Source organism: Bacillus sp. TH22 (assembly GCF_016651015.1).
Taxonomy (GTDB): Bacteria; Bacillota; Bacilli; order Bacillales; family Bacillaceae_G; genus Bacillus_A; species Bacillus_A mycoides.
The window spans coordinates 1,148,221-1,172,588 of the sequence record NZ_JAEKER010000001.1; the positions used below are offsets into that span (position 1 = coordinate 1,148,221).

General features: G+C 34.4%; 22 protein-coding genes, 1 pseudogene and 2 other annotated features. Of the genes and pseudogenes, 2 read left to right on the forward strand and 21 right to left on the reverse strand.

The genetic code is table 11. The annotated features are described in order from the left end of the window. Window positions 1-26 precede the first annotated feature (26 nt). Entirely contained in the window at window positions 27-992 is a 966-nt protein-coding gene (locus JFU18_RS05780) for a patatin-like phospholipase family protein (RefSeq protein WP_002141372.1), read from the forward strand. Between the two features lie 95 nt (window positions 993-1,087). Here the strand turns inward: JFU18_RS05780 and JFU18_RS05785 are convergent, their stop codons facing one another. Further along, the gene (locus JFU18_RS05785) at window positions 1,088-1,255 is read right to left on the reverse strand and encodes a DUF3933 family protein (RefSeq protein ID WP_201033654.1); all 168 of its coding nucleotides are present in this window, start codon (window positions 1,253-1,255) and stop codon (window positions 1,088-1,090) included. Window positions 1,256-1,267: 12 nt separating this feature from the next. After that, window positions 1,268-2,710: an aminotransferase-like domain-containing protein gene (locus JFU18_RS05790; protein WP_201033653.1), complete on the reverse strand. Its 1,443-nt coding sequence runs from the start codon at window positions 2,708-2,710 to the stop codon at window positions 1,268-1,270. 122 nt (window positions 2,711-2,832) lie between these two features. On the opposite strand from JFU18_RS05790, the gene JFU18_RS05795 reads away from it, so the two are divergent. Beyond that, window positions 2,833-3,450 (forward strand): LysE/ArgO family amino acid transporter, encoded by a 618-nt coding sequence (locus JFU18_RS05795; RefSeq protein WP_002189328.1) that lies wholly within the window; start codon window positions 2,833-2,835, stop codon window positions 3,448-3,450. A gap of 48 nt (window positions 3,451-3,498) precedes the next feature. On the opposite strand, the gene bcbE is transcribed toward JFU18_RS05795, so the two are convergent. The 19 genes and pseudogenes from bcbE to JFU18_RS05885 all read right to left on the reverse strand — a co-directional run bounded on the left by bcbE (window position 3,499) and on the right by JFU18_RS05885 (window position 23,473). Continuing rightward, a complete protein-coding gene (bcbE, locus tag JFU18_RS05800; RefSeq protein ID WP_078184742.1) occupies window positions 3,499-4,749 on the reverse strand; it encodes a bacillibactin exporter BcbE in 1,251 nt (416 codons plus the stop codon). 217 nt (window positions 4,750-4,966) lie between these two features. After that, window positions 4,967-5,173: an alpha/beta-type small acid-soluble spore protein gene (locus JFU18_RS05805; protein ID WP_000113539.1), complete on the reverse strand. Its 207-nt coding sequence runs from the start codon at window positions 5,171-5,173 to the stop codon at window positions 4,967-4,969. Between the two features lie 122 nt (window positions 5,174-5,295). After that, on the reverse strand, window positions 5,296-6,138 hold the full coding sequence (locus JFU18_RS05810) for a sugar phosphate isomerase/epimerase family protein (RefSeq protein ID WP_201033652.1): 843 nt from the start codon (window positions 6,136-6,138) through the stop codon (window positions 5,296-5,298). Window positions 6,139-6,206: 68 nt separating this feature from the next. After that, window positions 6,207-7,157 carry a DUF6005 family protein gene (locus tag JFU18_RS05815; protein ID WP_201033651.1) on the reverse strand — a complete coding sequence of 317 codons (951 nt, stop codon included), beginning with the start codon at window positions 7,155-7,157 and terminating at the stop codon, window positions 6,207-6,209. A 24-nt stretch (window positions 7,158-7,181) separates the two neighbouring features. Further along, complete coding sequence (asbD, locus tag JFU18_RS05820) at window positions 7,182-7,457, reverse strand: petrobactin biosynthesis protein AsbD (RefSeq protein ID WP_002064932.1); 276 nt, start codon at window positions 7,455-7,457, stop codon at window positions 7,182-7,184. After that, window positions 7,454-8,692, reverse strand: coding sequence for an AMP-binding protein (locus tag JFU18_RS05825; RefSeq protein ID WP_201033650.1), 1,239 nt, complete (start codon window positions 8,690-8,692; stop codon window positions 7,454-7,456). Before JFU18_RS05825 ends, asbD begins: the two co-directional genes overlap by 4 nt. Beyond that, entirely contained in the window at window positions 8,679-10,520 is a 1,842-nt protein-coding gene (locus JFU18_RS05830) for an IucA/IucC family protein (RefSeq protein WP_137057973.1), read from the reverse strand. The genes JFU18_RS05825 and JFU18_RS05830 overlap by 14 nt, the downstream gene beginning before the upstream one ends. 67 nt (window positions 10,521-10,587) lie before the next feature. Then, window positions 10,588-12,396: an IucA/IucC family protein gene (locus tag JFU18_RS05835; protein WP_201033649.1), complete on the reverse strand. Its 1,809-nt coding sequence runs from the start codon at window positions 12,394-12,396 to the stop codon at window positions 10,588-10,590. A 250-nt stretch (window positions 12,397-12,646) separates the two neighbouring features. Next, the gene (locus JFU18_RS05840) at window positions 12,647-13,183 is read right to left on the reverse strand and encodes a GNAT family N-acetyltransferase (protein WP_201033648.1); all 537 of its coding nucleotides are present in this window, start codon (window positions 13,181-13,183) and stop codon (window positions 12,647-12,649) included. Between the two features lie 77 nt (window positions 13,184-13,260). After that, a complete protein-coding gene (locus tag JFU18_RS05845; RefSeq protein ID WP_002012374.1) occupies window positions 13,261-13,941 on the reverse strand; it encodes an MgtC/SapB family protein in 681 nt (226 codons plus the stop codon). Window positions 13,942-14,099: 158 nt separating this feature from the next. Beyond that, window positions 14,100-14,756, reverse strand: a complete 657-nt coding sequence (locus JFU18_RS05850) for a YkyA family protein (protein WP_002086134.1) — start codon at window positions 14,754-14,756, stop codon at window positions 14,100-14,102. Between the two features lie 14 nt (window positions 14,757-14,770). Further along, window positions 14,771-15,592, reverse strand: a complete 822-nt coding sequence (locus JFU18_RS05855; RefSeq protein ID WP_085310540.1) for a peptidoglycan-N-acetylglucosamine deacetylase — start codon at window positions 15,590-15,592, stop codon at window positions 14,771-14,773. 134 nt (window positions 15,593-15,726) lie between these two features. Then, window positions 15,727-15,987, reverse strand: a pseudogene (locus JFU18_RS30475) (sensor histidine kinase); the annotation flags it as partial. Window positions 15,988-16,049: 62 nt separating this feature from the next. Further along, window positions 16,050-17,051: an LCP family protein gene (locus JFU18_RS05860; protein WP_085310538.1), complete on the reverse strand. Its 1,002-nt coding sequence runs from the start codon at window positions 17,049-17,051 to the stop codon at window positions 16,050-16,052. Window positions 17,052-17,410: 359 nt separating this feature from the next. Further along, window positions 17,411-19,714: a glycoside hydrolase gene (locus JFU18_RS05865; RefSeq protein WP_201033647.1), complete on the reverse strand. Its 2,304-nt coding sequence runs from the start codon at window positions 19,712-19,714 to the stop codon at window positions 17,411-17,413. A gap of 217 nt (window positions 19,715-19,931) precedes the next feature. Continuing rightward, window positions 19,932-20,144 (reverse strand): DUF6366 family protein, encoded by a 213-nt coding sequence (locus JFU18_RS05870; protein WP_201033007.1) that lies wholly within the window; start codon window positions 20,142-20,144, stop codon window positions 19,932-19,934. 92 nt (window positions 20,145-20,236) lie between these two features. Then, on the reverse strand, window positions 20,237-21,130 hold the full coding sequence (gene thrB, locus JFU18_RS05875) for a homoserine kinase (RefSeq protein ID WP_002189304.1): 894 nt from the start codon (window positions 21,128-21,130) through the stop codon (window positions 20,237-20,239). Next, a complete protein-coding gene (gene thrC, locus JFU18_RS05880; RefSeq protein ID WP_002189302.1) occupies window positions 21,127-22,185 on the reverse strand; it encodes a threonine synthase in 1,059 nt (352 codons plus the stop codon). The genes thrB and thrC overlap by 4 nt, the downstream gene beginning before the upstream one ends. Continuing rightward, a complete protein-coding gene (locus JFU18_RS05885; protein WP_149190403.1) occupies window positions 22,178-23,473 on the reverse strand; it encodes a homoserine dehydrogenase in 1,296 nt (431 codons plus the stop codon). Before JFU18_RS05885 ends, thrC begins: the two co-directional genes overlap by 8 nt. 307 nt (window positions 23,474-23,780) lie before the next feature. Next, window positions 23,781-24,012 (reverse strand) — a binding site (T-box leader). Window positions 24,013-24,126: 114 nt separating this feature from the next. After that, window positions 24,127-24,358: a binding site (T-box leader), on the reverse strand. Window positions 24,359-24,368 lie beyond the last annotated feature (10 nt).

Consider the following 24,368-nt stretch of genomic DNA (forward strand, 5'->3'; position numbering starts at 1 on the left):
CATTTTTTAGAAAGGAAGTATGTTCAATGAAAATTGATGGTGTTTTTGAAGGAGGCGGTGTACGCGGAATTGCTCATGTAGGGGCAATTTGCGCGTTAGCCGAAAAAGGATATGAATGGGAACGTTTAGCTGGAACATCAGCCGGCGCTATTATTGCAGCTCTTCTAGCAGCAGGATATTCTTGTTCCGAATTAAAGACGATTGTAACAGACATTGATTATGAAAAATTCACTAAAAAAACTTTTCTTGATAAAATCCCCTTTATTGGTAAAGGATTAAGCGCTTGGTCTACTCTAGGTATTTATTCAAATGTATTTCTCGAAGAATGGCTAGAAGACCTGCTTAGAAAAAAAGGAATTCATTTGTTTACAGACTTACCCGATTTGAATAAACTCAAAATTATCGCTTCAGATATAAGCAATGGTAAAATGGTTATTTTTCCCGATGACTTGCCAAACTACGGATTTTTAAATTATCGCTTCTCTATCGCTAAAGCAGTAAGAATGAGTGGAACCATTCCTTTCTTCTTCGAACCAGTGAAATGGAGAACCCCAAAATGGAAACAACCTTGTTATATGGTTGACGGCGGTATTTTAAGTAATTACCCAATTTGGATTTTCGATTCACCGACTTCTCCTCGCTGGCCTACCTTTGGATTTCATTTTGTAAAAGATGAGATTCAAGCTGATCCCGCCCACTATGACGAACCTATTTCCATGTTCAAAGGATTATTTAAAACGATGATGCAAGCTCATGATTTACGTCATTTAGATAAAGAATCAAAGGCTAGAACTATTACAATTCCAACAGGAATCATTACCAGTACTAATTTTCAACTAACTAAAGAAGAGAAAGAATGGCTCTATAACTCTGGTTATAATGCAGCTAATAAGTTTTTACAATCCTGGAACTTCAGACAATATGTTGATGAATATAGAGACGGCAATCAGGATCGAAAAACAAATCGGTATTTCCGCCAACTTGACTCATAATTATATTATTTTCCCTGTCACACTTTAATAGTAAATAAGCCTAATAATATAGTACATTATTAGGCTTGTTTACTTCTTATGTACTCTCCCATTATTTAAGGATAAGTTAACCCTTCAGCTTCTTTTGCGGTAATTACTATGTAACGATTTCCGGTTCTTAATCCTAACAGTTCTGCTTTTTCAACTGCATCCTGTTTTGTCTCTGCATAAGCAGCTAAATATTTATCCCCATCGATAATTTGGCAAATCACATATTGTTTCATGGTTTTCTCCTTTTACCCTTTAATTAATTGCGCAATCTTTTTTATTCCAACTTCAATTTCTTCTACAGTTGCATAGGAATAAGAAAGACGTAAAAATTGGTTAGCACTTCTATCATACAAAGTGCCTGGGTTTAACAACACCCTTTCTTGTAAAGCTTTTTCAAATAAACTACGATTCGAAATTGGTAGATTTATATGTAGCCAAATGTAAAAGCTTCCTACTGGCTCATGCCAAGTTGCAATGCCACTACAATACTTTTCTAACATACTTATCATAAAATCTCTACGTTTTTTCAATTCACTTCTTACAAACTGTAAATGTTCATCATACAATCCATTTTCAAACCACTCCGCTGCAATCTGCTGGGATATAGAACTTGAACCATAATCAGTTTGCATTTTTATATCTGCTAATCTTTGAATAACTGATTCTGATCCAACAACCCATCCAATTCTTAAACCAGGACTAATGACTTTGGACATACTTCCAATATGTAGCACGATACCATTTTTATCATATGCCTTTAAAGGCTTTGAAACTGGTGCATCGAACCATAAATCTTGATATACCGCGTCCTCAATAATAGGTAATCCAATTTCATTACATATCTCCATCACTTCTTCCCTCTTCTTAGCGTTCATACTAAAATTGGTCGGATTATGAAAAGATGGGATTGTATATAAAATAGATGCGTTAAATTGTTTCTTATATTTTGTAATGTATGAAGTATTTATACCGTTCTCATTCATTGGTATTCCAATCAAGCGCATTCCTGCTGATTGAAATACATTAAGCGAATATAAATATGATGGTTTTTCTAATAAAATTGACGCTCCTTTCGGAAGAAGCCCCATAGAAATAAGCTGCAATGCTTGAATTGCCCCTGAAACAATTAAAATAGAGTCAGGAGATACATATACCCCATGCCCTTTTAAATATTCCGCAATTTTTTCTCTTAAATGGAGATTTCCTTTCGGTTCCTCATACCCAAGTGGAACATTTGATTGTAAAATTTTATTAATAATACCCTTCATCTTTTTCTCAGGCAAGAGACTCGGTGAAAGTTCACCTGTTCCTAATCGAATTACATTGGGAGTAAATTCAGCTTGATTAATCTCTTGTACAGCAGGAAGATTCGGATAATGAAGTCCTGTTTCTACATAAGACTGCCAGTTTGGAGGCGGGGCATATGTTGAAGTATTCTCACTATTTTTTATAACAATTGTTCCCTTCCGTCCATTCCCCTCAATATACCCTTTTGCTATTAACTCATCAAAAGCCATTACAATTGTACTTCGGTTCACTTCAAACGCATGCGCCAAAGCTCTTTGTGAAGGTAATTTAGTTCCAATTGTCCATTCCCCATTAACAATTCTCTCTTTTATATAAGATTCTATTTGTTTATACAAAGGAATAGATGAAGACATATTAGGTTTCCAAACGAGCCTTTCCATTATATCACCTCACATATTTTATGGTTGGTAACCTATCCAACCATATGGATGGATACAAATTTTCATTTCTTCTATACAATATAGACTATCATAATTAATCAAATTAAGTAGGAGGTAATCTGATGAGTGAAGCAATTATTCACGGTATCATCCTTGCATTTGGTCTTATCATTCCATTAGGTGTCCAAAATGTTTTCGTCTTTAACCAAGGCGCTAGTCAACCAAATATTTGGCGAGCTGCTCCTGTAGTCTTGACTGCATCTATATGTGATACATTATTAATATTAATTGCTGTACAAGGTGTTTCCCTTGTACTCCTTACTTTTTCTTGGTTAACAACCACCTTGTATATGATTGGATTTTTCTTTCTTATGTATATGGGCTGGGTTATTTGGAGAAGCGATCCTTCAAATGATGTAAAACAAGAAAAAAGCATGCCTTTAAAAAATCAAATTATTTTCGCCGCATCAGTTTCATTACTAAATCCACACGCAATTTTAGACACAATTGGTGTAATCGGAACAAACTCTATACAGTACATAGGAAGTGAGAAATGGGCTTTCACTTTTGCAACAATTATAGTTTCTTGGATCTGGTTTATTAGTTTAGCTTTTGCTGGAAAATTTCTAAAAGGATTTGACTCAACAGGAAAAACGATTATAGTATTAAATAAAATTTCAGGGCTACTCATATGGGGAGTCGCACTTTATATGTTAAAACAAGTTGTTTTTCCTAACTAATTAAAGAGAATTGCATGTTATGTAATTGGCATGCAATTCTCTTTCGCATTATGAAGTTGGTTCCGGTTTCTGTTTTAACATCATTTTATCTTTTGCTGGTTTAATCCAAATAATTGCTATGACAGCACCAATAGCAGCGAAGATGCTTGTTAAATAAAACACTTCATGGTCTGCCCCTTTCATAAAAAAAGAATACAGGGGTGGTCCAGCTGCTACACCGATAAATCGCATTGAACTATAAAATGACGTAACTGTCCCCCTCTGCTCTTTTTCAATCCCTTGTGTAATAAGAGCATCTAGACATGGTAACGCCATACCAATTCCTCCCCCCATAATAACGAGACAAAGAAGTAGCAAATAGATTCCTTTTAGAAATAAAGGTAAGAAGACAGATGCAGCAGCCAGTAAAAATCCAATATAGATACACTTTTTCATAATATCTTGTTTATCTCCAATTTTTTTACCAGCCATATATGAGCTAAGTGATAGTACAAGTAAAGGAATAGCGAGTACACACCCTTTCCATATACCATGAATATCGTACTTCGACTCCAGTATAGTTGACAGATAAAAAAGTATTCCGAATAAAATAAGCATAATAATTGCACCTAGTATAAAAATGGCAATTAACCATCTTCCCTTTTCTCGAAACGTAGAGATAATAGATTGAATAAATTCTTTAAGTGGTGGGACTTCTTCTTCTTGTTTCTTCGCCTTTACTAGTACCAGTAGTAAAACAATCGATATTACACATAAAACTGGAATCGCCCAAAATGGTAAGAACCATACAATAGCTGCAAGAGCTGATCCTAATATGGGACTCAATACTTTTCCAAATGTATTTGACGTCTCAATGATTCCTAAACCTGCACTAACCTGTTTTTCATCTTTGTATAAATCACCGACACATGGTATGACAACTGGCATAGCACCAGCAGCACCTATCCCTTGAATTGCTCTTCCGATAAGAATCCAAACATAAGGGTTATCAACTTTCCATGATACCCATCCCGTTATCGCTCCTCCAATAGCTGCAATTAATAAACTTGGAACCATTACCATCTTTCGTCCCCATCTATCTGATAAATAACCTGCAATCGGTATAAGTATAATTGCAATGATAGAATAAATTGTAATTATCATGGATACCTGGAAAGATGAAATATGTAATTTCTTTTCAATGGTTGGCAGGATTGGAATAAGCATTGAATTACCTAGCGTCATAACAAGTGGAACTGATGCAAGTGCAATTAAACAACAGTTTTCTTTTTTTAACATGTTGATTTCGGAACCTTTCATCATATATTTCTTACCATATAATAGCCCTGCTGGAAATTATGTTTACATTCCACCAGGGCTATTTCATCTTTACTACTTTCCATTTACAACAAAAGAAATTGGGTAAAATATAGCATTACTCCTATTCTTTGAATCCTGTTCACAATATATCCATACCAATTAATTGAAAATAAAAAAGAAAGGAAGAATCCTTCCTTTCTCCTATAACCTTCTACATTTAGCGAGTATATCCGCCACCAAGCTGTTGTTCTGCCATCGCTACAAGGCGTTTTGTAATTTCACCGCCTACAGAACCGTTTGCACGTGAAGAAGTATCAGCCCCAAGCTGTACACCAAACTCTTGTGCAATTTCATATTTCATTTGATCTAGAGCTGCTTGTGCTCCATGTGATGCTAATTGATTAGCGTTACGATTTCTAGCCATTACCGATCACCTCCTTATATATATTAAACTGTATCAAATCCGAAATTAAATACATGGTAATTTTTGGTTATTGATAAAATAAAAAAAGAGTCTCCTAAACGAGACTCTTTCATCATTTCACCTTATGAACTTACTACTTCTAATTTTCTATTCGTTAATGCTTTCATTTCTTCTTTCAATATATCTTTCGCATTATGCCCAAACCATTCAAGCGAAGCAAAATGATCAGTATCTCTCACTTCCCGGATGATTTCATCATAGTTTACAATACCTTCAAATAATGGAACCATTCCTATACGACTTCCAGCAGCGGCATATACATTATTTGGTTCAAACACGTGTAAATACTCCGCTGATGATATATTCTTAAAATGGTAATGTTGTATCCACGGCTTTAATCGATGAAAACTATCTACAGGGTCTGCACCAGACTCCCATATATGAAGAAAATCAAGGTTTATTTTTAAATATGGATGATTTACTTCTTCTAACAATTTCAAAGTAGACGGCAAAGTATCCGTTAACGTATTTGGATGTGTTTCTAATAGTATATACATATTATGCGGAGCAAATAGATCACAAATCATGCGAATTCGCTTCACATACTCTTTTCTCTCTTGTTCCGAGAAATCCTCACTACCTTTTTGCCCGGCAAATGTACGAATTTTATTTGTATTAAACCAATTAGCTAGTATTACCAGCTGTTCACATTTTTCCATCGTTTTTTGAAAATCCGCTAATAATGATATGTCCAAGTAATCACTTATCATCGTGACCTCTAAATTTTTATCCTTTAAATAATCTATTTCTCGTTCTGTCGTTTCACGCTCTTGCATATATAAATTTTGTGCATGGGTCCCCCACAACTCAATTCCTTCAAAACCGTTTTCATATGCAAATTGAACAATATCAGTAAATGAAATTAGTTGATGGCGAAATGAAATTGTACATAGCGAATATTTCATTGGTTTGAACTCCCTTATCTTAAATTCAATGAACTTGTATTAGTTAAGAAAGACTGATTCGTTACCATTTATTTCCACAACAGAAACTGTTTCTCTAGTTCATCCTTAATTTGCAGTTCAATTGTATTCATTTCATCAAGTTTTTCAACAATTGGTAATAACATATCTTTATTATTTGTCATTGCCATTTTAATAGCACGGTACTGTACATTTGTAAATCCTTGTACAATGTCTTCCACTCGATCACACCAATAATCAAATTCTTGCTCCGAATATTGTAAAGTGTCACGGAAGTATGCAAAGGCATGTTCATAGCTATATTTACGTATTGCCAATACGGGTATTTGCTTTACTGCCGTTACGAGCCCGGAAAGTGAATACCCATCCTCTTCATTTACCATTTTTATTATTAATTTTTTTAATTCCATTGTTAGTTCATTATCATCTTTTTTGAATGTTTCCATGAAATAACTTTCTACCATCTCTTGTGTTGGCTCCTGAATTCCTTCTATATCAATGAAATAGCCTCCACCAAATGGGTTGTCTTTAACAGAATGGAGCACTTTTTCTCTTTCCATATTCCCTTCCCAGCGAAAATCAGGATCAAGCATGAACCATTCCTCTTCTTTCTCTGTCTTCGATATCATTAAGTAATGCGGAAACGGTTTTTGATGAAACTTATTTTCTCTCTCAGGCAATAAAGACATATCAACCATTACAATTACGTAACGATTTTCCGGCTTATTTTCTACTAATTCTAAAAATGTTTCTACATTGCTACTTTTATCTTTTGAATGATCGTACCATTCGTTCACTTTAATGCCATACAATTTTTCATACCAAAGTAAGTAGTTATCATGATTAATGTTTTCGGAATGATAAGAAATAATCCCGCCTTCTGTTATATCAAAATCTCCATCCCATAATCCGAAATAAAATGGACGGAAATCTATATCGCTACGCCTTTTTATAATTTCACAAAAACAACTCACTAAACAGTGAACTTTAATTGAAGTCATACTCTCATCCACTTTCCTAAAAGGTTAGTTATTCACATTTATTTCGTGTAACGGCTGTAACTCTTCCATAAAGTCAAGCAAAGATCCTACAGTAAGAAACGCCTTTGGGTCTATCTCATCCTCTGGAACGCATAGCTTTAAATCCATTTCTATGTATACTATAAGCTGTAACATCATTACCGAATCTATATATAAATCTTGATTTAAACGCATCGTTTCTTCTAAATGCGTTACATTTTTCAGTTCCATTTTTTCTCTCATAATACTTAAAACTGCTTCTTTTAACATTTCACGACTCATGTTGTTATCTCTCCCCTCTCTAATAACTTCCGACTTACTTTCCCTGTTTTATTTTTCGGAATCTCTGCTACATTTTCAATTTCATGTGGCACTTTATAAGACGGTAAATGCTGTATGCACCATTCTCGTATTTGTACTGGTTCAATACGAGAGACTACTTTCGCTTTTACTATTTCTCCCATCACAGGATGCTTGCCCCGGTATACAATCGCCTCCTGAATACCTTCTAATCGAAGTATCGTTTCTTCCACTTCTATAGGAAATACCTTTAGACCGGACACATTAATAACATCATCTATTCGCCCCATGAAATGAAGGCCTTGCTCAGATCTATAACCTAAATCTTTTGTATAAATCTCCTTTTCAGCAATTTTCACTACGATTTCTTCAGGTTCATCTTCATTTGACCCTATGTTAATACTTACATGAGGAAGTGGTTTTCCTAAATCCAAATGTGTTTCCATAGCATGACATATACTAATGCAACCAGCTTCAGAACAGCCGTACTGCTGCATCATGTATTTCGTCATGCCCTTTAACTTATAAAATAGCGTTTCTGGCAAAGGTGATCCTGATGTCATAATTTTATGAAACTGAAAAGTCCCTTGTGGAAAACTCCCCATAATATGTAACATAAGTGGTACTGCGTATATGATATGTTTTTCGGTATTACGAACTATATTTAATGCGAATTTAGGGTTTTTATTTGTAATGATTATAGGCTTACTACCTCTCGTAATTGCTGATAACGTGCCACAAATTAATCCGTATGAATGTGAAACTGGAGCCATTACAATTGGCACTTCGTCTTCTTCACATTTTAAAGCTTCATTGTAAGCAGCAATTTCTGTTTCAATTTCCGTCCATGCTCTACGAATCAGTTTTGGCTCTCCTGTTGTACCTGAACTATACTGCAATAAAGACGATTCTTCTTGTAATAGATTTGGAACTTCTAATTTTGTAAAGTCGTTACTTTCTCCGTATAAAAGTGCAGTACACTTTGCGCGCTTTGCCATTTCAATAGCTGTATCCTTTGGCGTATCTTCATGAATAAGTAGTACAGATGCTCTTTTTTCTTTTAGGAAAAACACAAGCGTAATAATATCGAATGGATTTTTCAGACAAAGTGCAAATCTATTTCCTTCTGCTTCTTGAAATTGTTCCACTCCCTCGTAACCTTGTAATCTCAATTCAAAATCATATTTGCTAAATTCTTGTTTATTAACGATTAGCATGATTTCCCCCTGTAACAACTGATTTTTGTATTGTAAGTTGCTTTGCTCTATACAATGGATTTGGAACTTCATGAACAAGCGATTCCACATCCATATATAAACGACGCTTCGTTAATTGCTCTGCATGAAATGTAGGTGCATATAATTGTAATGCTTCAAAACGTTCTTTCAAATGCGAAAATCTTTCAAAATGATCTTCTATTTCTTCAACAAGAATGATCCAAAATTGTTCCTCTTTCAACTGATACTCATCTGCCAGCACGAAAGCCAGTTCACCTAGATTGAATAGGAAAAGCGCATCTAAAACCATTTCTTGTAAACATTCAATACGGTCCATTTCAAAGAAATCATTCATTTGACCATTCGCATATGTTTTATGCATTTTAGTAAAGTCAGGACATTTTTCGAGTTCTTTCAAAAATGGACGATAAAACTCCAGTCCTTCATGAAAATCTTTTAGTGCAATACGGACTGGTATTCCCTCTTCATGAACTAAAATCATGTTTTGTCCATGTGATTCTAATGCGACTCCATGCTCTACAACGAGGTGTACAACTGGGATAATTGCTTTTTGAATAAGCAATTGTAACCAGCTTTCTACTCCATATCTCTTTAACCACAAATCAATAGTTGGTGTCCCATTTTTTCCCTTGGCATATAAACCGTTAAATGGGATCGCCTCTTCTTTCTTATCTAAATATTTGTGAACGCTTTCGCGCCAAATACATCCTAATGAGCCATACGTAGCTTTTTTATTCGTATCGTACGTAACACTCGAAAATTCATTTAACAAAATTAAACGCGATTCATCCCTTAAATAAGGATCATGTTTTACTATATCTTTTAACCAATTCGATATAGCAGGTGCACTCACAACCGAATGTGGTTTTAATGTACGGATAGTTGAAGTATTGAGTAAATTCATTGATAACTTTACATATGGTTTCTCTCGATTCGTAACATTTCTTAATGTCCGCATCGACTGCTGCGCGCAATAATTATCTTCTGATTTCCCTAAATAAATAATATATTTATCCTGTATATGGTCAGTATAATTCGGAATAATAAAGTTCTCCCACTGCCAAGGATGAACAGGTATAAACATATACTTCTTCGAATCACAGTCCATTTTTCGAATACGATCCATATACTCTTCGATTTTCTTTTCACCAATTTCTTCTTTAAAGGTACAGTTATAACTCTCTTCACTTTCATATCCTACAGTCGTATATTTCTCATGAACTGCAATCCATATAATTTTCATTGGTTGCATAAATTCAAATCCATATTGAAAATTATCACGATATTGAAACCCGATGCGTGCTTTATAACTAGGATGATACGGGTGTCCATCTATTAAATGGCTTTCAAGCTCATCATAAGACTTCACAATATAGTCTTCTTCACAACTTCTCTCATATTGTGCAATCGTATCTTTAAAGATTGTTTGTTCTAATTCTTGAATAAAAGAATCCAATTTCGTTCGATCCACTTGAACAATCCGAAAAATATCCTGTAAAAATTGTGAAACTGATTGTATTTCTTCTTCCTCATCTTGAACTCTCATTATTAATGAGTCATGTAAACAAATACGCCCAAATGTCATACGTTCTTGTCCATAGCATTGGTACATTACATTTTGATCCTTTTCATCAAGACCTTGTATAATAAAAAGTATTTGCTCTCCCTTTTGTATACGAATCGGCGTAATGATTTCTTCATAAATTAACGATTCTACTAATTGCCGGAATACTCTTCTTCTTACTGAAATGTACTCTTTTGATTGGAGTGCCTTCAATATTTTTATGTGATAAACTTCTTCTTTCATAAATCCCTCCGCTATAATACGGAATATCAAATTCCATTATTTGTATTACGTGAAATTTTAGCACTACTTATGAACGAACAGCCACTTCTCTAACGAGTGGATTATCTACTTGTACATAAATTGCTTGCTCTAAAGGATTTGTCAGTTCATCAACATCGAAAAATCTCGTTAGCAAATTTGCTTTACATGCCAATTTATTTTCTTCCAACAATTCACTTAAAAATGTAGAAGGTTCGCGGTTATATGGAAGGAACGCTTCAAGTACAGACCTTAATTCCGAAAGAAGAATTTCCTCCTTTATTAATCCTGCTGTACCAAAACCGTTAATTAGTCCAAACATATGATTGAAAATTAAATAGTAACGAAATCTTTCATCTACAATGTAATCGTCATATAAATTCCCAGTAAGTTCGCCAATACCCGCTAGTTCATTATCTAGCACTGACTTCATTGAATTGCAGAAATAAAAACCTTGATTATCACGGAAGTAAAACTTAACTGGATAACCATCTTTCAATTGAACAACACTATTTTGTTGATGCGCTTCTAATGCAACGCCATAACGTAAATACATCCATACCATCGGCTTTAAAGAGATATTCATATATCGTCTAAACCACTCTAAACTTACTTCTTCACAGCTTCTATCTTCTAAATCCGCTAAGCGGTGGATAATATTTGCTAAACGAGTTCTTTCACCCGGAATTGCATCTTGTACTAATCCAGCGATAAGCGTTGCATCATTTTCATTTTCACTATAAAATGTGTTTTCTCGAATAATCACTTCAAATCCAGACTCTTGTGCCCCGTATTTTAAAGTAATAAAGGCCGGATCACATATAAAATCAAATCCTGGAAACTTTTCTAGCACCTCTCCAATTTTAGTATTCAATATTTCCTTACCTTCAAGTCCACTCTCAAGTTCCTTCAATTTATTAATACGCATTGAATTCGTGACCTTTACAGGGAATGAAAACTTGAACATATACTTCGAATGAGGATGATATAGCGTTCTAAGTGATGATGTCGCCATATAACACTTACCTACTGGACCGATATATTCAAGTACACCTTGATTCATCCAATTTTGCACATAAGATTGATGTAATAGCCATTCTGCTTGTAGCGGATGGATTGGAATTAATGAATATTCATCTTCTTGACAGTACTCTTCAATAAATTCTTGACCTACCTTTTCATCGTTCTTTAATTCCTTTTTTATCATCGCCGTTGTAGAATCTTGTAACAATGACTTTTCACTTACTATACTTTTATGTGCCCGAAAATAGTGAAGTTGGCACTCCCCTTTTAATTCAGGAGAATACATTGAACTTTTCCAATCCAATATACCTTGTCTACTCTTTGGTGTAGGATGAGTTAAATGTCCAAATAATAAAGATTGCTCCGCCTCTATAAAAGTCGTATGGAAACCATATAATTCAGCTGTATCCTGCTCCCTTCCTTGTATAAACCTCTCAATATTTTGACAACTACAGATAACTCGAAGCATAAGTTCATCAGGATTCGTACCTTCTCCATAGTTAATAGACATTTCCTTTATTAAAAACATAATAACCGTAATATAATCTGCTTTAATAACATTTTTATTTTCGCCAATTTGGTAATAAAATTGTTCTCCAAATAGATGACGGTCCGTTGACGATTTATATATAACTTCCCCATACAAAGTAACGTTTTGTGCCGATAAAGGGCAGCATAAATAAGTAGGGATAGCGTCTCTTTGAAATGAATGGCAGAAAATATTTTCTATCCTTTTATCCTCCGTAATCCATTCTCCACTTCCTGTTTCTCTTAAATAACAATTTAAAAAGCTTTGTATTGTTGCATGTTCCGCGATTTGTTTCGCATGCTGCATACTGCTCCTCCTCTTTTAGACGAACACTATCATTTTTTTGTGAAACTTCTGACAGCTGAATTTTATTATCAACTATGATTTTAATTGATAATGATAATCATTTCAAGGTATATTTCAGAATTTTTTTATCTAACTAAACTTTTCACCTTTTCAAAACATTTAATCCGTCAACAAAAAAATACACCAATATAATAATTGATGTATTTTTTCATTCTCGTAAATTAAGTTTACATAATAAAATTATCGTTTTCTAGATTGATAGTGATTTGTATAAACAATCCATATTTCGCCAAGCATATGCTATTTCTTCTACATGTAGTCTTTCTAAAAGTTTCGTGTCAATTTTTTCCGGATTATATTTTTCATAAAACTTTTTAGAAGGGTTATTAGCAACAACCCAAACTAACAGAGATTGCATATTATCTTTTTTACATTCCGATAGCAATGCTTGAAATAATCTTTGTCCTATCTTCATTCCTTGATATTTTTGTAAAATGTATATTGCATATAATTCTCCATCACAATTATATGCACCTGTTCTTTCAACTCCCCCATCGATAAATCCAATTATTTTACCATTTAACGTTTCTGCTACAAACCTAAATTGATGCCCGTCTTCTTTTTGAAATATACTTTCCCATAGCTTTTCTCGTTGGTCATACGTTATATTGTCTAAAATTTCATTAGAGAATATCCCCTTATACGTTGTTTTCCAACTATCCACATGCACTTTTGCAATTGCCGAAATATCATCTTTTATTGCCCTTCTAATATGTATCTCCACCATACTCATCCCCCTTAGAAAATAATTATAGCAAAATGTTTTGTATGCATTAAAAAAAGAGTGAATTTTCATCACTCTTTTTATCTACTTTCAACTTCTACTGAAACAACATGATCGATTTCTTTTAAAGAACTATATAATTCAGTTGTATATAAATCTTCTGGAGCTAAAATGACCATTTCCAATTGCTGAGATGCCCCATTATCAATATCTTTAATTTTCACTCGTTTCACTTGCATATTTAAATTTTTAATTTGCTTAAAAATCCCGTCTAACTCTCGATGTTTGTTTACGGTAATTTTTATAGATAAGTCCTTTTGTCTTAATGAATAAGGGCCTGCAATTTTCACAATTTGCGGAAGTACGTTAATCGCTAATATAATTAAAATCATAGCAACCGTCGCTTGTATATAAAAACCTGCACCAATCGCAATACCTAGTGCTGAAGCGGCCCATACCATAGAGGCTGTCGTTAATCCTGAAATAACGTCATTATTTCTTCGTAAAATTACCCCTGCTCCAAGAAAACCAATCCCACTAACAATTTGAGCGGCGAGACGCATTGGATCCATGTTTGTATGACCCGGTACAGAATAAACATTCACTGATTCAATTGAAACCATTGTAATTAAACAACTCGCTACGGAAATAACCATACTTGTTTTCACACCAAGCGGTTTATTCTTTAGCTGCCTATCTATTCCGATGAATAATCCTAAAAAGAGTGCTAAACCTAATTTGAATAAAAATTCATATGACATATTTCATTCTCCTTACTTTACAATGTTTCCCTTGGAACAATTCACTATAACTCTTTTATGATATCAATTCCAGTCTTTTCTATTCATTTAAAGTAAAAAACCGAAAAAACATTTTTGACAATGTTTCCCCGGCTTTTTATTATAATTAAGATCTTTCTTTATTTTTGTTCTTTAATTTTAATTTGTGCATCTTTATAAAATGCTAACTTATTATCATTATACTCTTTTGTATGTTTATTAAATTGTTCTTTCGCCTTTTGCGCTTCCACATTTAATTCATTAACAGTTTTAACTTTTTCACCAATTTCTTTTAACTTCGTTTCTTTTACTTTTAATTTTTCATACAGTTCTTTTTCAGTCGCTAACGCCTTTGTGTAATTCTCATTCATCTTTTGGAAGGCATCATAACGATTTTTATACGATTCTTCTACTGTTTTTGCTTGTTTTTGTAATTTCTTATCTTCGAGTTTTTCAATATTATTTTGAACGGATGTCGTTTCTTTCTGCGCTTTTTCTAACTGTTCCTTCTCGTTTTTCAATACTTTTTCACGCTCGTCTACATTTGCAGTAGCTTGCTCTATTTTCTTTGAAACTGCTTCATTATGCTCTTTACCTTCTTGTAAAATTTGAGAATAAAGTTCTTGTCCTTGCTTTTCTAACTTCTCTAATTTTTTTGTGTCATCTGCTAAAGATTTTTCCTGTGTAGATGCTGCTTCAAAAGCCGTAAATAAATTTTCTTCTGGCTTTTCACCGAAACAACCTGATAATAATCCTACTGATAATGCTCCAACTACTGCTACTTTTCCATATTTCAACTTCAATTCCTCCATTACATACGGTTATCATGCCAGAAGTTCACTGGGAAGTGATTCTCTTCATGATATGCTTCAAACTCATAACCCTTTTCTTTTAGACCCTTTAATATTGCTGGCACAGCTGCAACTGATTGCGGATGAATGTCATGCATTAAAATGACTTCTTGAGGATTTGTTGCACCAGCTAATACATTTTGAGCGATTTGTGCTGCCGCTGCATCGACTGGTACTTTATTGTATTTCCAGTCTAAAGAATCAATTGTCCAGTCCCATACTTTAAGACCACCCTCTACTACTTTGTTTCGAAGGCCTTCATTTAAACCAGGCATCGACCCGTATGGTGGACGTGTTAATTGAGGTGATTTTCCAATAATATTTGCGATTAAGCTTTGATCTTCTTTCATTTCATTAACATATTCGCCGTTTTTATATAACTTCGCAAAATTGTGTGTCATACTATGCATTCCAACATAATGACCCTCTGCATTTTCACGTTTTACTAAATCAGGAAACGCTTTTACATTCGCTCCGATTAAAAAGAATGTCGCCTTCGCATCATGCTGTTTTAACATATTTAATAATTCAGCCGTATATTTTCCTGGCCCATCATCAAATGTAAGATAAGCAACTTTTCTTTCCATTCCGTTAAAACGACTTGGCGCCGTTTTATTCATTTCAACTTTCGATTGTTCACTTGCAAGCTGCACTATATTTTCTTGCTTCGCAACAGCTTTTGCTGGTGAAGTAATAGATTGAAACATGAAATACCCAATAGCTACTATTGCAATCGCTACTGAAACAACTGCAACTCGTTTAATTTTAAAAGCCTTTTCCATTCTATCGAATTCCTCTCCCTATTAATCTTATATATAAATCACCCAATATAATTATACATCTATTTATTTTATTACACTATATAAACAATCTAAAATATGAATTATAATGGGAGTTTTATCAAAATTGTTGTTCCTGCCTCAACAAACTCTTTATTCTTTTCATACCAATTCTTGATTGCACTATGTACAACTTTCAAGAAGATTTGTTTTAACCTGTTTGATCTTCCATCAATTCAATTCGCTTTCAACTTGCAATGAGATGAATTTATTTTCTCTATTTCAGGAGTTAATTACCAAATTCTTCCCTCTAGTATATCGTACAATTGCACCTTTTGTTTATATAAATTAAAATGATTTAACTGTAGACGTGAGAAAACTAGTAGCCCTTCTACTAAAAATAAATGAAGCAATCCATTTCCATAAAAAAAGATTGGCTGAGGCCAACCTTTTTTTATACTTATTCATTTCGAGTTGGTTTTGGTGTAACACCTAAATGCTCATTTAACTTAGTCGAAATGTCTTTCACTTTTTTTTCGTTTGGAATGTAATAATAAATACCACCAATACGTTTATCCGTTCCTTCTATTTGCATCTTTTCCATTTGCAAATCTGATCCTGCCATATTTTTCGTAATAGCAAGCATATCATCAAACGTTAAGTTTGTTTTCATATTTTTATCAACTGCATCAAGTAAAGAGCCCATTTTACTAATTGATTGAACAGACATTGCTTTTTTCGCAATTGCTTCAATTACAAGTTGTTGCCTTTGACCACGCATTGCGTCACTGTCAATTTTACGCGTTCTAGCAAGTGCAAGGGCTTGTTCACCATTTAAATGTTGGTAACCTTTTTCTAAATGGATCATACCTGCTTGGTCTTTACTATCTTGTTCTGTGAAAGTAACAGGTACATCAATATCAATACCACCAATTGAATCTACAATTTGTACAAATGACTCAAAGTTAAACTTCACATAATAATCAACTGGTACATTTAAAAATCTTTCCACTGTATCTCTTGTACTTTCAACACCACCAAATACGTGTGCGTGTGTAATTTTATCTAATTTCTTTCTAGATGGAATATAAACACGTGAATCACGAGGAATGCTTACTAATTTAACGGATTTATCATCTTTATTAATTGTCGCTAATAAAAGTGCATCTGTTCGAACCGCTTCACCATATTGGCTTTTTCTCATTTCGCTTCCATCGACACCCATGATTAAAATCGAAATATTATCCTTTAAAGGTTCCACTTCTTTGTCCCTTTTTGATGACTTATCAATTTGTGCATATGCATCACTTACAACAGCTTTTGCTTTGTTATATATAAACGATCCATATCCTACTCCTCCAAAAACAAGTAGGAAAAATGGAATTAAAATGAACCATTTTATTGATTTTCTTTTAGAACGTTTTTTACTGCTTCTCGTATCTTGTTCTAATTCAGAGCTCATGTTCATTCTCCTCTCTTTCTCTTTTCCTAGTATAATGTATGTCTAGTAATCTTCATATTGAATTTCCTTTCAATCACCTTACATTTTTGTAAGGTTACATCATGAATCCAATATGTATTCCATTTCACATTATACTCTCGTGCTTATTTTTGGCAAGTCACTATTTATCAACTTCAAAAATTTAACACTTCAAAACGTTCAAATTTACAGATTTATCATTCTGTTATTTGCAGGTAGTAAGACTTTCACCTCATAATTTATCAGGAATAAAAGAGTCAAGTTTTGGCCGTGAAATTTTGATTGGTGATGACTAATAATCAGTGAGGGATAAATCCCCCACTGATTAAAATTTCACTTTATTATTTCTCATTTGGTGTGTATATCATTTGCTTCCCATTATTATAAATTAAAGCTGATTTTGCTTTTATTTTCGTTTTTTCTATTTCCACATCATCATTAGAGAAATTCACAATAATTTTAATATCTTTTCCATATGAAGCAGATTGGACTAATTTATCTTCTGACAAATATGCAAAGTTCGTCATTTCTTCTTTTACTGCCTTTTCATGAACTTCATTCCAAACTTTCAGATGCTGCGTAATTTCTTGTTTATGCTTATTCCACTCTACTTCATCTAAATGGTACAACGGAGGAACATTATACAATAACTCATACAACATACGATTTCCTACCTCATCTTTTACTTTCAAACTTCCCCATTCCCAGTGGTGCGTTGTAATAACGGAATCATTGTATACTAATTTATATAACGGTACCGAATATACTGGATTTAAATATACTTGTTTATATTCTTCTTTTAACGGTACTTGTTTTGCATATTTTTCTGGAACATTTTGATTCGGTGACCAATATCCGCCCACATAATACGGACTTGTTTTATTTTTCCTCATATCTTCATCGTCCCATTTAATAACAGGCGTTTCAATGCCGTGAGCAAATGCAATCGTGCTACTTGCAAAGTCATTTCCGCCTTCTGAGCCAACTACCATACCTTTTTCTTGCGCAATATAATCCATTCGTTGCAACCTTGCTTTTAAATCTTGTTCTTGTGTCGTTATATGTTTGGCCGAATAATCATCATAAATTTCACCTGTTGCATCACAATCAATAAACCATGAATTATATTTAGGTCCATTTTGTAATATCTCGTTCATTCGCTCTTTTACACTAGGAAGAGATAAAGTTGGATTTAACTTTCGCCCTCTACCTAAAAATCCTTGCACTTTTTCTCCATTTTTCTTCGTCACAGTTGCCTCTTCATATAGCGATGGATCCTGAAAAGAAGCTGTATTCCAATTTTTATCAGCTTTTTCGTGAATAGAATGGTAAGAATCATACGGACCAACTAAATATCCCATTTCCTTAGCTTCTGTAACGAAATTAGGCTGCATAAATCCTTGTTCCCAGTTCGGTAGACCAATCCACGCTTTGTCTATCCCTACTTTTTTCATTTCCTTTATTATATCCGTTCCATCTGCTTTACCCCATTTGCTTACTTCTTCAACTGCATCACCGAGTACTGACTTTAATAAATGTTTATTTAAGCTATACAGCTCTGTCTTCGATAAGTGATCTACACCTTTCTTTAATAACACACTAGCTTCCTGATTAACTTTCGGGAAAATATCCTCTTTATACAATTCCTTCATAGATAATACTTCGTTTGTATAGCGTAAAATAACATTTTTTTGGTACTTATCAATGAAATCTTGTTTACTTACTTGCTCAAACACACTCAGTTCTCCAGGCTCCGAACTATTCTTTTGAATAAGCTCTTTTATATGGCTAAACACCGGGCTATTTATTTGCTCTCTTAGCTTCGGCCAATTCACGTTACTTTCTGATAAACCATTTTGATTCCAAAAGTAAAAATGAGCTGCCCCGTAAAGTTTTTCGATTTCTTTATTTTTTCTTGCCTTTTCTTGTAATGTTTTAAATTCACCTTTTCGAGCAATATTATCCTTATACAGTTTAGCAATACTTACTGCATCATTATTTGTCACATATAATTGAAATCCATATGTTTTATTTTTATTTATACTCGGGAATTCATGTGTAAAATCAAACCCTATTTTCGGATCTGAATGAAATTTCAATTCATTATTAAACATATTGTTCGCAATATATACGATCGAATATTTAGAACCATTTAATGCAAAAAACTTCATAGAAAATGATTCAGCAAATGAATATGCATCATCCTTTAAAAACTTCTTCCAATTCTCATCATTACTCGGAATTTGCTTACCTTCCCATAACGGAAGTGTATAATTTTCAGCTTGCACTTTTGGCCATGTAAAACTTTCTGCACCAGTCGATTCCACTTCAATATTTAAGTGGTCTTTTTTCTTTTCTAAATTTACTTTTACTTTTTGATCCGGATATTCCCATGATGTATGATCCTTGTCTTTTTTCAAATTCGAAACCTTCATTTTTGGTAACGGTTGTGATGCCTGTTCTTTTACACCATCATGTTCTACAGTTAACGTAAAAGTCTCAGGATTTACATCGTAAGTAAAATCTTTATACGTCGCTTTCTTTATTTTAGACTCTTGTAAAGCATCATTACCTTTTACATCACACCCGACTAAAGTCGAAAGTGACAATGTTGTAAGAAGACATATCGCTATCATTTTTTTCATCTTCTGCACCTCCACCACTGAATATACAGGAGGTTTGTTACAGGAATATGGCAAAAAATAATAGAGCTAGCATTATGCTAGCTCTATTATGAGCAAAAAAAATTTACGTATTACTATAATCTGTTTAAAGAAAATATGTAATACAGGGAGACTTTAATCCTTTTTTTATTCTCACTAATAATTAGATCAAGCAAATCTAAATTCCATCAAGCTTTCCTTAACTGAAAAAGTAACTATATATAATATATCCTAAAACTAGCAATAAAATTAATATCCCTGTACCTTTCCAATTCATACCACCTGTCATATCAGCGTGGCTACCTGATTCCGCCCTGTTGAGTCCATCATTCAAAGAACCGGTAGGATTATTTTTCAATTCACTTTGTCTCATGCGTTCTCTTTTTTCTTCTGGTGACTCTTTTGAACTCATATAATCACCTCTAAAATTAATGTTTATTCCGAAAAATCCCCTTTAAAATAGATTCTCCATAACGTAAAGAAAGCTAGCGATGCTAGCTTTCTTTATAATCCAATATGTTCTTCCTTATTTACAGTAATCCCTTTATGATCAATTTCAAGCTCACATACTTTCATAGCTGCAAATACTCTCGCTAATTGGTCAGCTATTTCTTTACGCTTCTCGTACGGAGTTAAAATAAAAATGGATGGTCCCGCACCACTAAGCGCTGTTCCATATGCTCCGAATTCTTTTGCACATTTACGAATTGATGGTAATAACGGTACAAGTTCTAAACGATATGGCTCGTGGAAATGATCTCTTTCCATCATTTCACCTACAACTTCCCACTTCTTTTGACATAACGCAGCTACTAATACGTTACTTATCGCACTAGCCTTAACCGCTTCATGAAAAGGAAACATCTCTGGTAATACAGATCGACTTTCATCCGTATTTAGCTCTTCATTCGGAATAAGAGAAATTACACCTAATTCCTTACTTTCAATCCTTACAACCGAAACATTTTTTCCATCAAGTGCTCCGATTACAGTTCCACCTAAAATAGAAGCAGCGACATTATCTGGATGTCCTTCAAAGTTTGTAGCAATTTGAACCTTTTGATCAGTTGTTAAATATAAATTTCCAAGTTGATTCGCAAGCTCTATTCCTGCTACAATCGCTGATGCGCTACTTCCTAGCCCTCTTGTCAGCGGAATATTACTAGTAACTTCTATTATATGGGGTGATAAAGAAGGACATACTTTACATGCCGTGCTAACAATTAAATTTTTATCGTCTTTTGGAATTGAATCGTCAAAAGAATGTATCACTTGCCACTTATCAGCTTCTTCCTTTACACTTACTTCTAAATATAATGACAAAGCTATTCCAACAGAATCAAATCCTGGTCCAACATTCGCTGTACTAGCAGGAACACGAACTCTTAATGGTATCACGACATAATCACCCCTTTAATATGATCTTTAATTTGTTCTATATCATTTGACACACTTGCAATATCAAATTTATTAGAAGAAATTGCGATATCAGGATCTTTTAAACCATTTCCAGTTAAAACTGCAACAACTGTTTCGCCTTTTTTGATTTTTCCAGATTGAACATGTTTAATTACGCCCGCTAATGAAGCATTTGATCCTGGCTCTGCGAAAACTCCTTCAGTTTTTGCTAACAATCTATACGCATGTAAAATCTCCTCATCTGACACCATATCTATTTCACCATTAGACTGTTCGGCAGCCTCTACTGCATACGACCAACTTGCCGGATTACCGATGCGAATCGCTGTTGCAATCGTTTCAGGTGCCTCAATGACATGTCCTTTTACAATTGCCGCCGCTCCTTCCGCTTCAAAGCCGTGAATTCTGGGCTTCTTATAGCCTTTTTCTTTCTCGTATTCACAGAACCCTTTCCAATATGCTGTAATATTCCCAGCATTTCCAACAGGGATAGCTAGAACATCTGGTGCGTTTTGCAACTGGTCACAAATTTCAAATGCCGCTGTTTTTTGCCCTTCAATTCGGTAAGGATTTACTGAGTTTACTAATGTAATCGGCTCTTCTGCAGCAATATTTCTTACAGCCTTAAGTGCATCATCGAAATTCCCTTCTATTGAAATGATCTCCGCTCCATAAGCAACTGCTTGCGCTAATTTCCCATGCGCAATCTTTCCTTCTGGTATTACGATAATACATTTCATTCCGAGGCGTGCCGCATATGCGGCAGCTGATGCCGATGTATTACCTGTAGATGCACAAATAATTGCCTCTGCCCCTTCTTCTTTCGCCTTTGCAACTGCCATTACCATGCCACGGTCTTTAAAAGAACCTGTTGGATTCGCTCCTTCATATTTCCCGTATAACTGAATTCCTAATTGCTTTGATATATTTAATAATGGAATCAGAGGTGTATTCCCTTCCATTAAGCTGACATCAGGTGTGTTTTCATTCACTGGTAAATAAGAAGCATACTGTTTTAATAGTCCTTTATACATATTGTTTTTCCTCCTCAATAATGTAGTAACTGTTTATTTCACTTGCGACATCTTCTATCGCCCCTAAAACTTGTTCGAATTGATATTTTGAAGTTCGATGCGTCACAACAACGACTTCTGCAAGTTCGCGATTTAAAGGTAATTGAATAACTTCTTTTAAACTTACAGAATAATTAACGAAACATTCCGTTACTTTTCGCAACATCCCTGGCTCATCTCGTAATGAAATACGTAAGAAATATTTCGAAACTACTTCTTCATCTCCTTGTAATTCGTAAGGCTCTGGTTCTTTTAACGCACTTTTATTTTTCGGAACTTGATTCATATTTTTAACGATTGAAATAATATCACTTACTACAGCAGAACCAGTTGGTAACTTCCCAGCTCCAGGTCCGTAAAACATCACTTCCCCTACTGCTTGACCGTGAACATACACCGCATTGAATTCATTATTTACATTCGATAACGGATGATGCCTTGGTAATAAAGTCGGTTCTACACTTAAATGAATGGCTGATCCTTGTTTCTCTGCTTTACCAATTAATTTCATTGTAAATCCTAATTTTTCGGCCATCTCTAAATCTTCTTTTTCAACCTTTCGAATACCTCTAACTTGAACATCATCTAAAGAAACATTCATCGAAAAACCTAAGTTTGCAAGAATTGCTACCTTTCTCGCAGCGTCTAGTCCATCTACATCCGCTGTCGGATCTGATTCTGCAAACCCTAATTTTTGCGCTTCCTGTAAAGCCTCTTCATACGACCATCCATTTTGACTCATCTTTGTTAACATATAATTTGTTGTTCCATTTACGATTCCCATTATTTTTTCAATTTGATCTGAAGCTAGCCCGTCTGATAATCCTCTTAATATTGGAATCCCACCGGCTACACTCGCTTCGTAACATAGGTCACATTCATTTTTATTTGCCAGTTGCAAAAGCTCCGCACCGTATACGGCCATTAAATCTTTATTTGCTGTTACAACATGTTTTTTATTTTGTAAAGCCGTAACAATATGCTGTTTTGCTTCTTCAATTCCGCCCATTACCTCTACTACAATATCAATATTTGAATCATTTAGAACTTCATCTACATTACTTGTTACTACGATTCCATCAATGCAAACATCACGTTCCTTTTCCAAATCACGTACAACGACTGTCTTTACCTTTACTTCATATCCTGTATCAAGAGCGATCTTTCGATAATGTTCTTTCAAAATATGGACAACACCACTTCCGACAGTACCTAATCCTAATACCCCAACATTAATAACGTTATTCATTTTCTAATCTCCTCCTAAATAGTTTAATTGTTACACCTGTGAATCACCTTACTCTGCTTTTTAATCATGCAGGTGGTGGTTATTTCCGTACGTACTAATCGTTTCATGTTACCGCACCTCCTTTCAAAGTAATAAAGTGAAACTTTAATCAGTGGGGATTTTGTCCATTCCTCACTGATTATTAGTTGAACCAATCGGGCTTTTACGGACAGTTGATCTCCCGTCTTACTCCCTCGCATCCGCCAAATTTTGAGATGGGAATCTTACTGACCGTTAATGCGGGATAAAAAAACACACTCATCCCTAGGAAAGGGACGAATGTGTTTTCGTGGTTCCACCCTTGTTCCAACCTAGACTTACTTTCTTCTAGATTGCTCAAGTTCAGATAACGGCTGATACCGTCAATAATTACTAGATTACTCGTTCACTATTGAAGTTCAAAGGTGGTAAGATCATTTCTCGTGTTAGGAAGCTCACAGCCTTGGCCTCCCTCTCTGTAAACCGTAAAAATGTTCTCATGTCCTTATCGTTACTTTTTCGCTCATGTTTATTTGTTAACTCATTATACTCGCATAAAAAACAAAATCAATGCTATTTTTTAATTATTTTAAATTTTCAATCTTAAAAACTATAAAAAACACACTCATCCCTAGGAAAGGGACGAATGTGTTTTCGTGGTTCCACCCTTGTTCCAACCTAGACTTACTTTCTTCTAGATTGCTCAAGTTCAGATAACGGCTGATACCGTCAATAATTACTAGATTACTCGTTCACTATTGAAGTTCAAAGGTGGTAAGATCATTTTTCGTGTTAGGAAGCTCACAGCCTTGTCTTCCCTCTCTGTAAACCGTAAAAATCATCTCATGTCCTTATCGTTACTTTTTCGTTCATGTCT

Bases quoted from the DNA above. Each gene is read 5' to 3' on its own strand.
- JFU18_RS05865 (WP_201033647.1), bottom strand. From the start codon at position 19,714: ATGAAAAAAATGATAGCGATATGTCTTCTTACAACATTGTCACTTTCG.
- JFU18_RS05835 (WP_201033649.1), bottom strand. From the start codon at position 12,396: ATGCAGCATGCGAAACAAATCGCGGAACATGCAACAATACAAAGCTTT.
- JFU18_RS05845 (WP_002012374.1), bottom strand. From the start codon at position 13,941: ATGTCATATGAATTTTTATTCAAATTAGGTTTAGCACTCTTTTTAGGA.
- JFU18_RS05795 (WP_002189328.1), top strand. From the start codon at position 2,833: ATGAGTGAAGCAATTATTCACGGTATCATCCTTGCATTTGGTCTTATC.
- JFU18_RS05805 (WP_000113539.1), bottom strand. From the start codon at position 5,173: ATGGCTAGAAATCGTAACGCTAATCAATTAGCATCACATGGAGCACAA.
- thrC (WP_002189302.1), bottom strand. From the start codon at position 22,185: ATGTATAAAGGACTATTAAAACAGTATGCTTCTTATTTACCAGTGAAT.
- bcbE (WP_078184742.1), bottom strand. From the start codon at position 4,749: ATGAAAGGTTCCGAAATCAACATGTTAAAAAAAGAAAACTGTTGTTTA.
- JFU18_RS05860 (WP_085310538.1), bottom strand. From the start codon at position 17,051: ATGAGCTCTGAATTAGAACAAGATACGAGAAGCAGTAAAAAACGTTCT.
- JFU18_RS05780 (WP_002141372.1), top strand. From the start codon at position 27: ATGAAAATTGATGGTGTTTTTGAAGGAGGCGGTGTACGCGGAATTGCT.
- JFU18_RS05785 (WP_201033654.1), bottom strand. From the start codon at position 1,255: ATGAAACAATATGTGATTTGCCAAATTATCGATGGGGATAAATATTTA.
- JFU18_RS05885 (WP_149190403.1), bottom strand. From the start codon at position 23,473: ATGAATAACGTTATTAATGTTGGGGTATTAGGATTAGGTACTGTCGGA.
- JFU18_RS05840 (WP_201033648.1), bottom strand. From the start codon at position 13,183: ATGGTGGAGATACATATTAGAAGGGCAATAAAAGATGATATTTCGGCA.
- JFU18_RS05855 (WP_085310540.1), bottom strand. From the start codon at position 15,592: ATGGAAAAGGCTTTTAAAATTAAACGAGTTGCAGTTGTTTCAGTAGCG.
- JFU18_RS05830 (WP_137057973.1), bottom strand. From the start codon at position 10,520: ATGAAAGAAGAAGTTTATCACATAAAAATATTGAAGGCACTCCAATCA.
- JFU18_RS05810 (WP_201033652.1), bottom strand. From the start codon at position 6,138: ATGAAATATTCGCTATGTACAATTTCATTTCGCCATCAACTAATTTCA.
- JFU18_RS05825 (WP_201033650.1), bottom strand. From the start codon at position 8,692: ATGCTAATCGTTAATAAACAAGAATTTAGCAAATATGATTTTGAATTG.
- JFU18_RS05790 (WP_201033653.1), bottom strand. From the start codon at position 2,710: ATGGAAAGGCTCGTTTGGAAACCTAATATGTCTTCATCTATTCCTTTG.
- JFU18_RS05815 (WP_201033651.1), bottom strand. From the start codon at position 7,157: ATGACTTCAATTAAAGTTCACTGTTTAGTGAGTTGTTTTTGTGAAATT.
- asbD (WP_002064932.1), bottom strand. From the start codon at position 7,457: ATGAGTCGTGAAATGTTAAAAGAAGCAGTTTTAAGTATTATGAGAGAA.
- JFU18_RS05870 (WP_201033007.1), bottom strand. From the start codon at position 20,144: ATGAGTTCAAAAGAGTCACCAGAAGAAAAAAGAGAACGCATGAGACAA.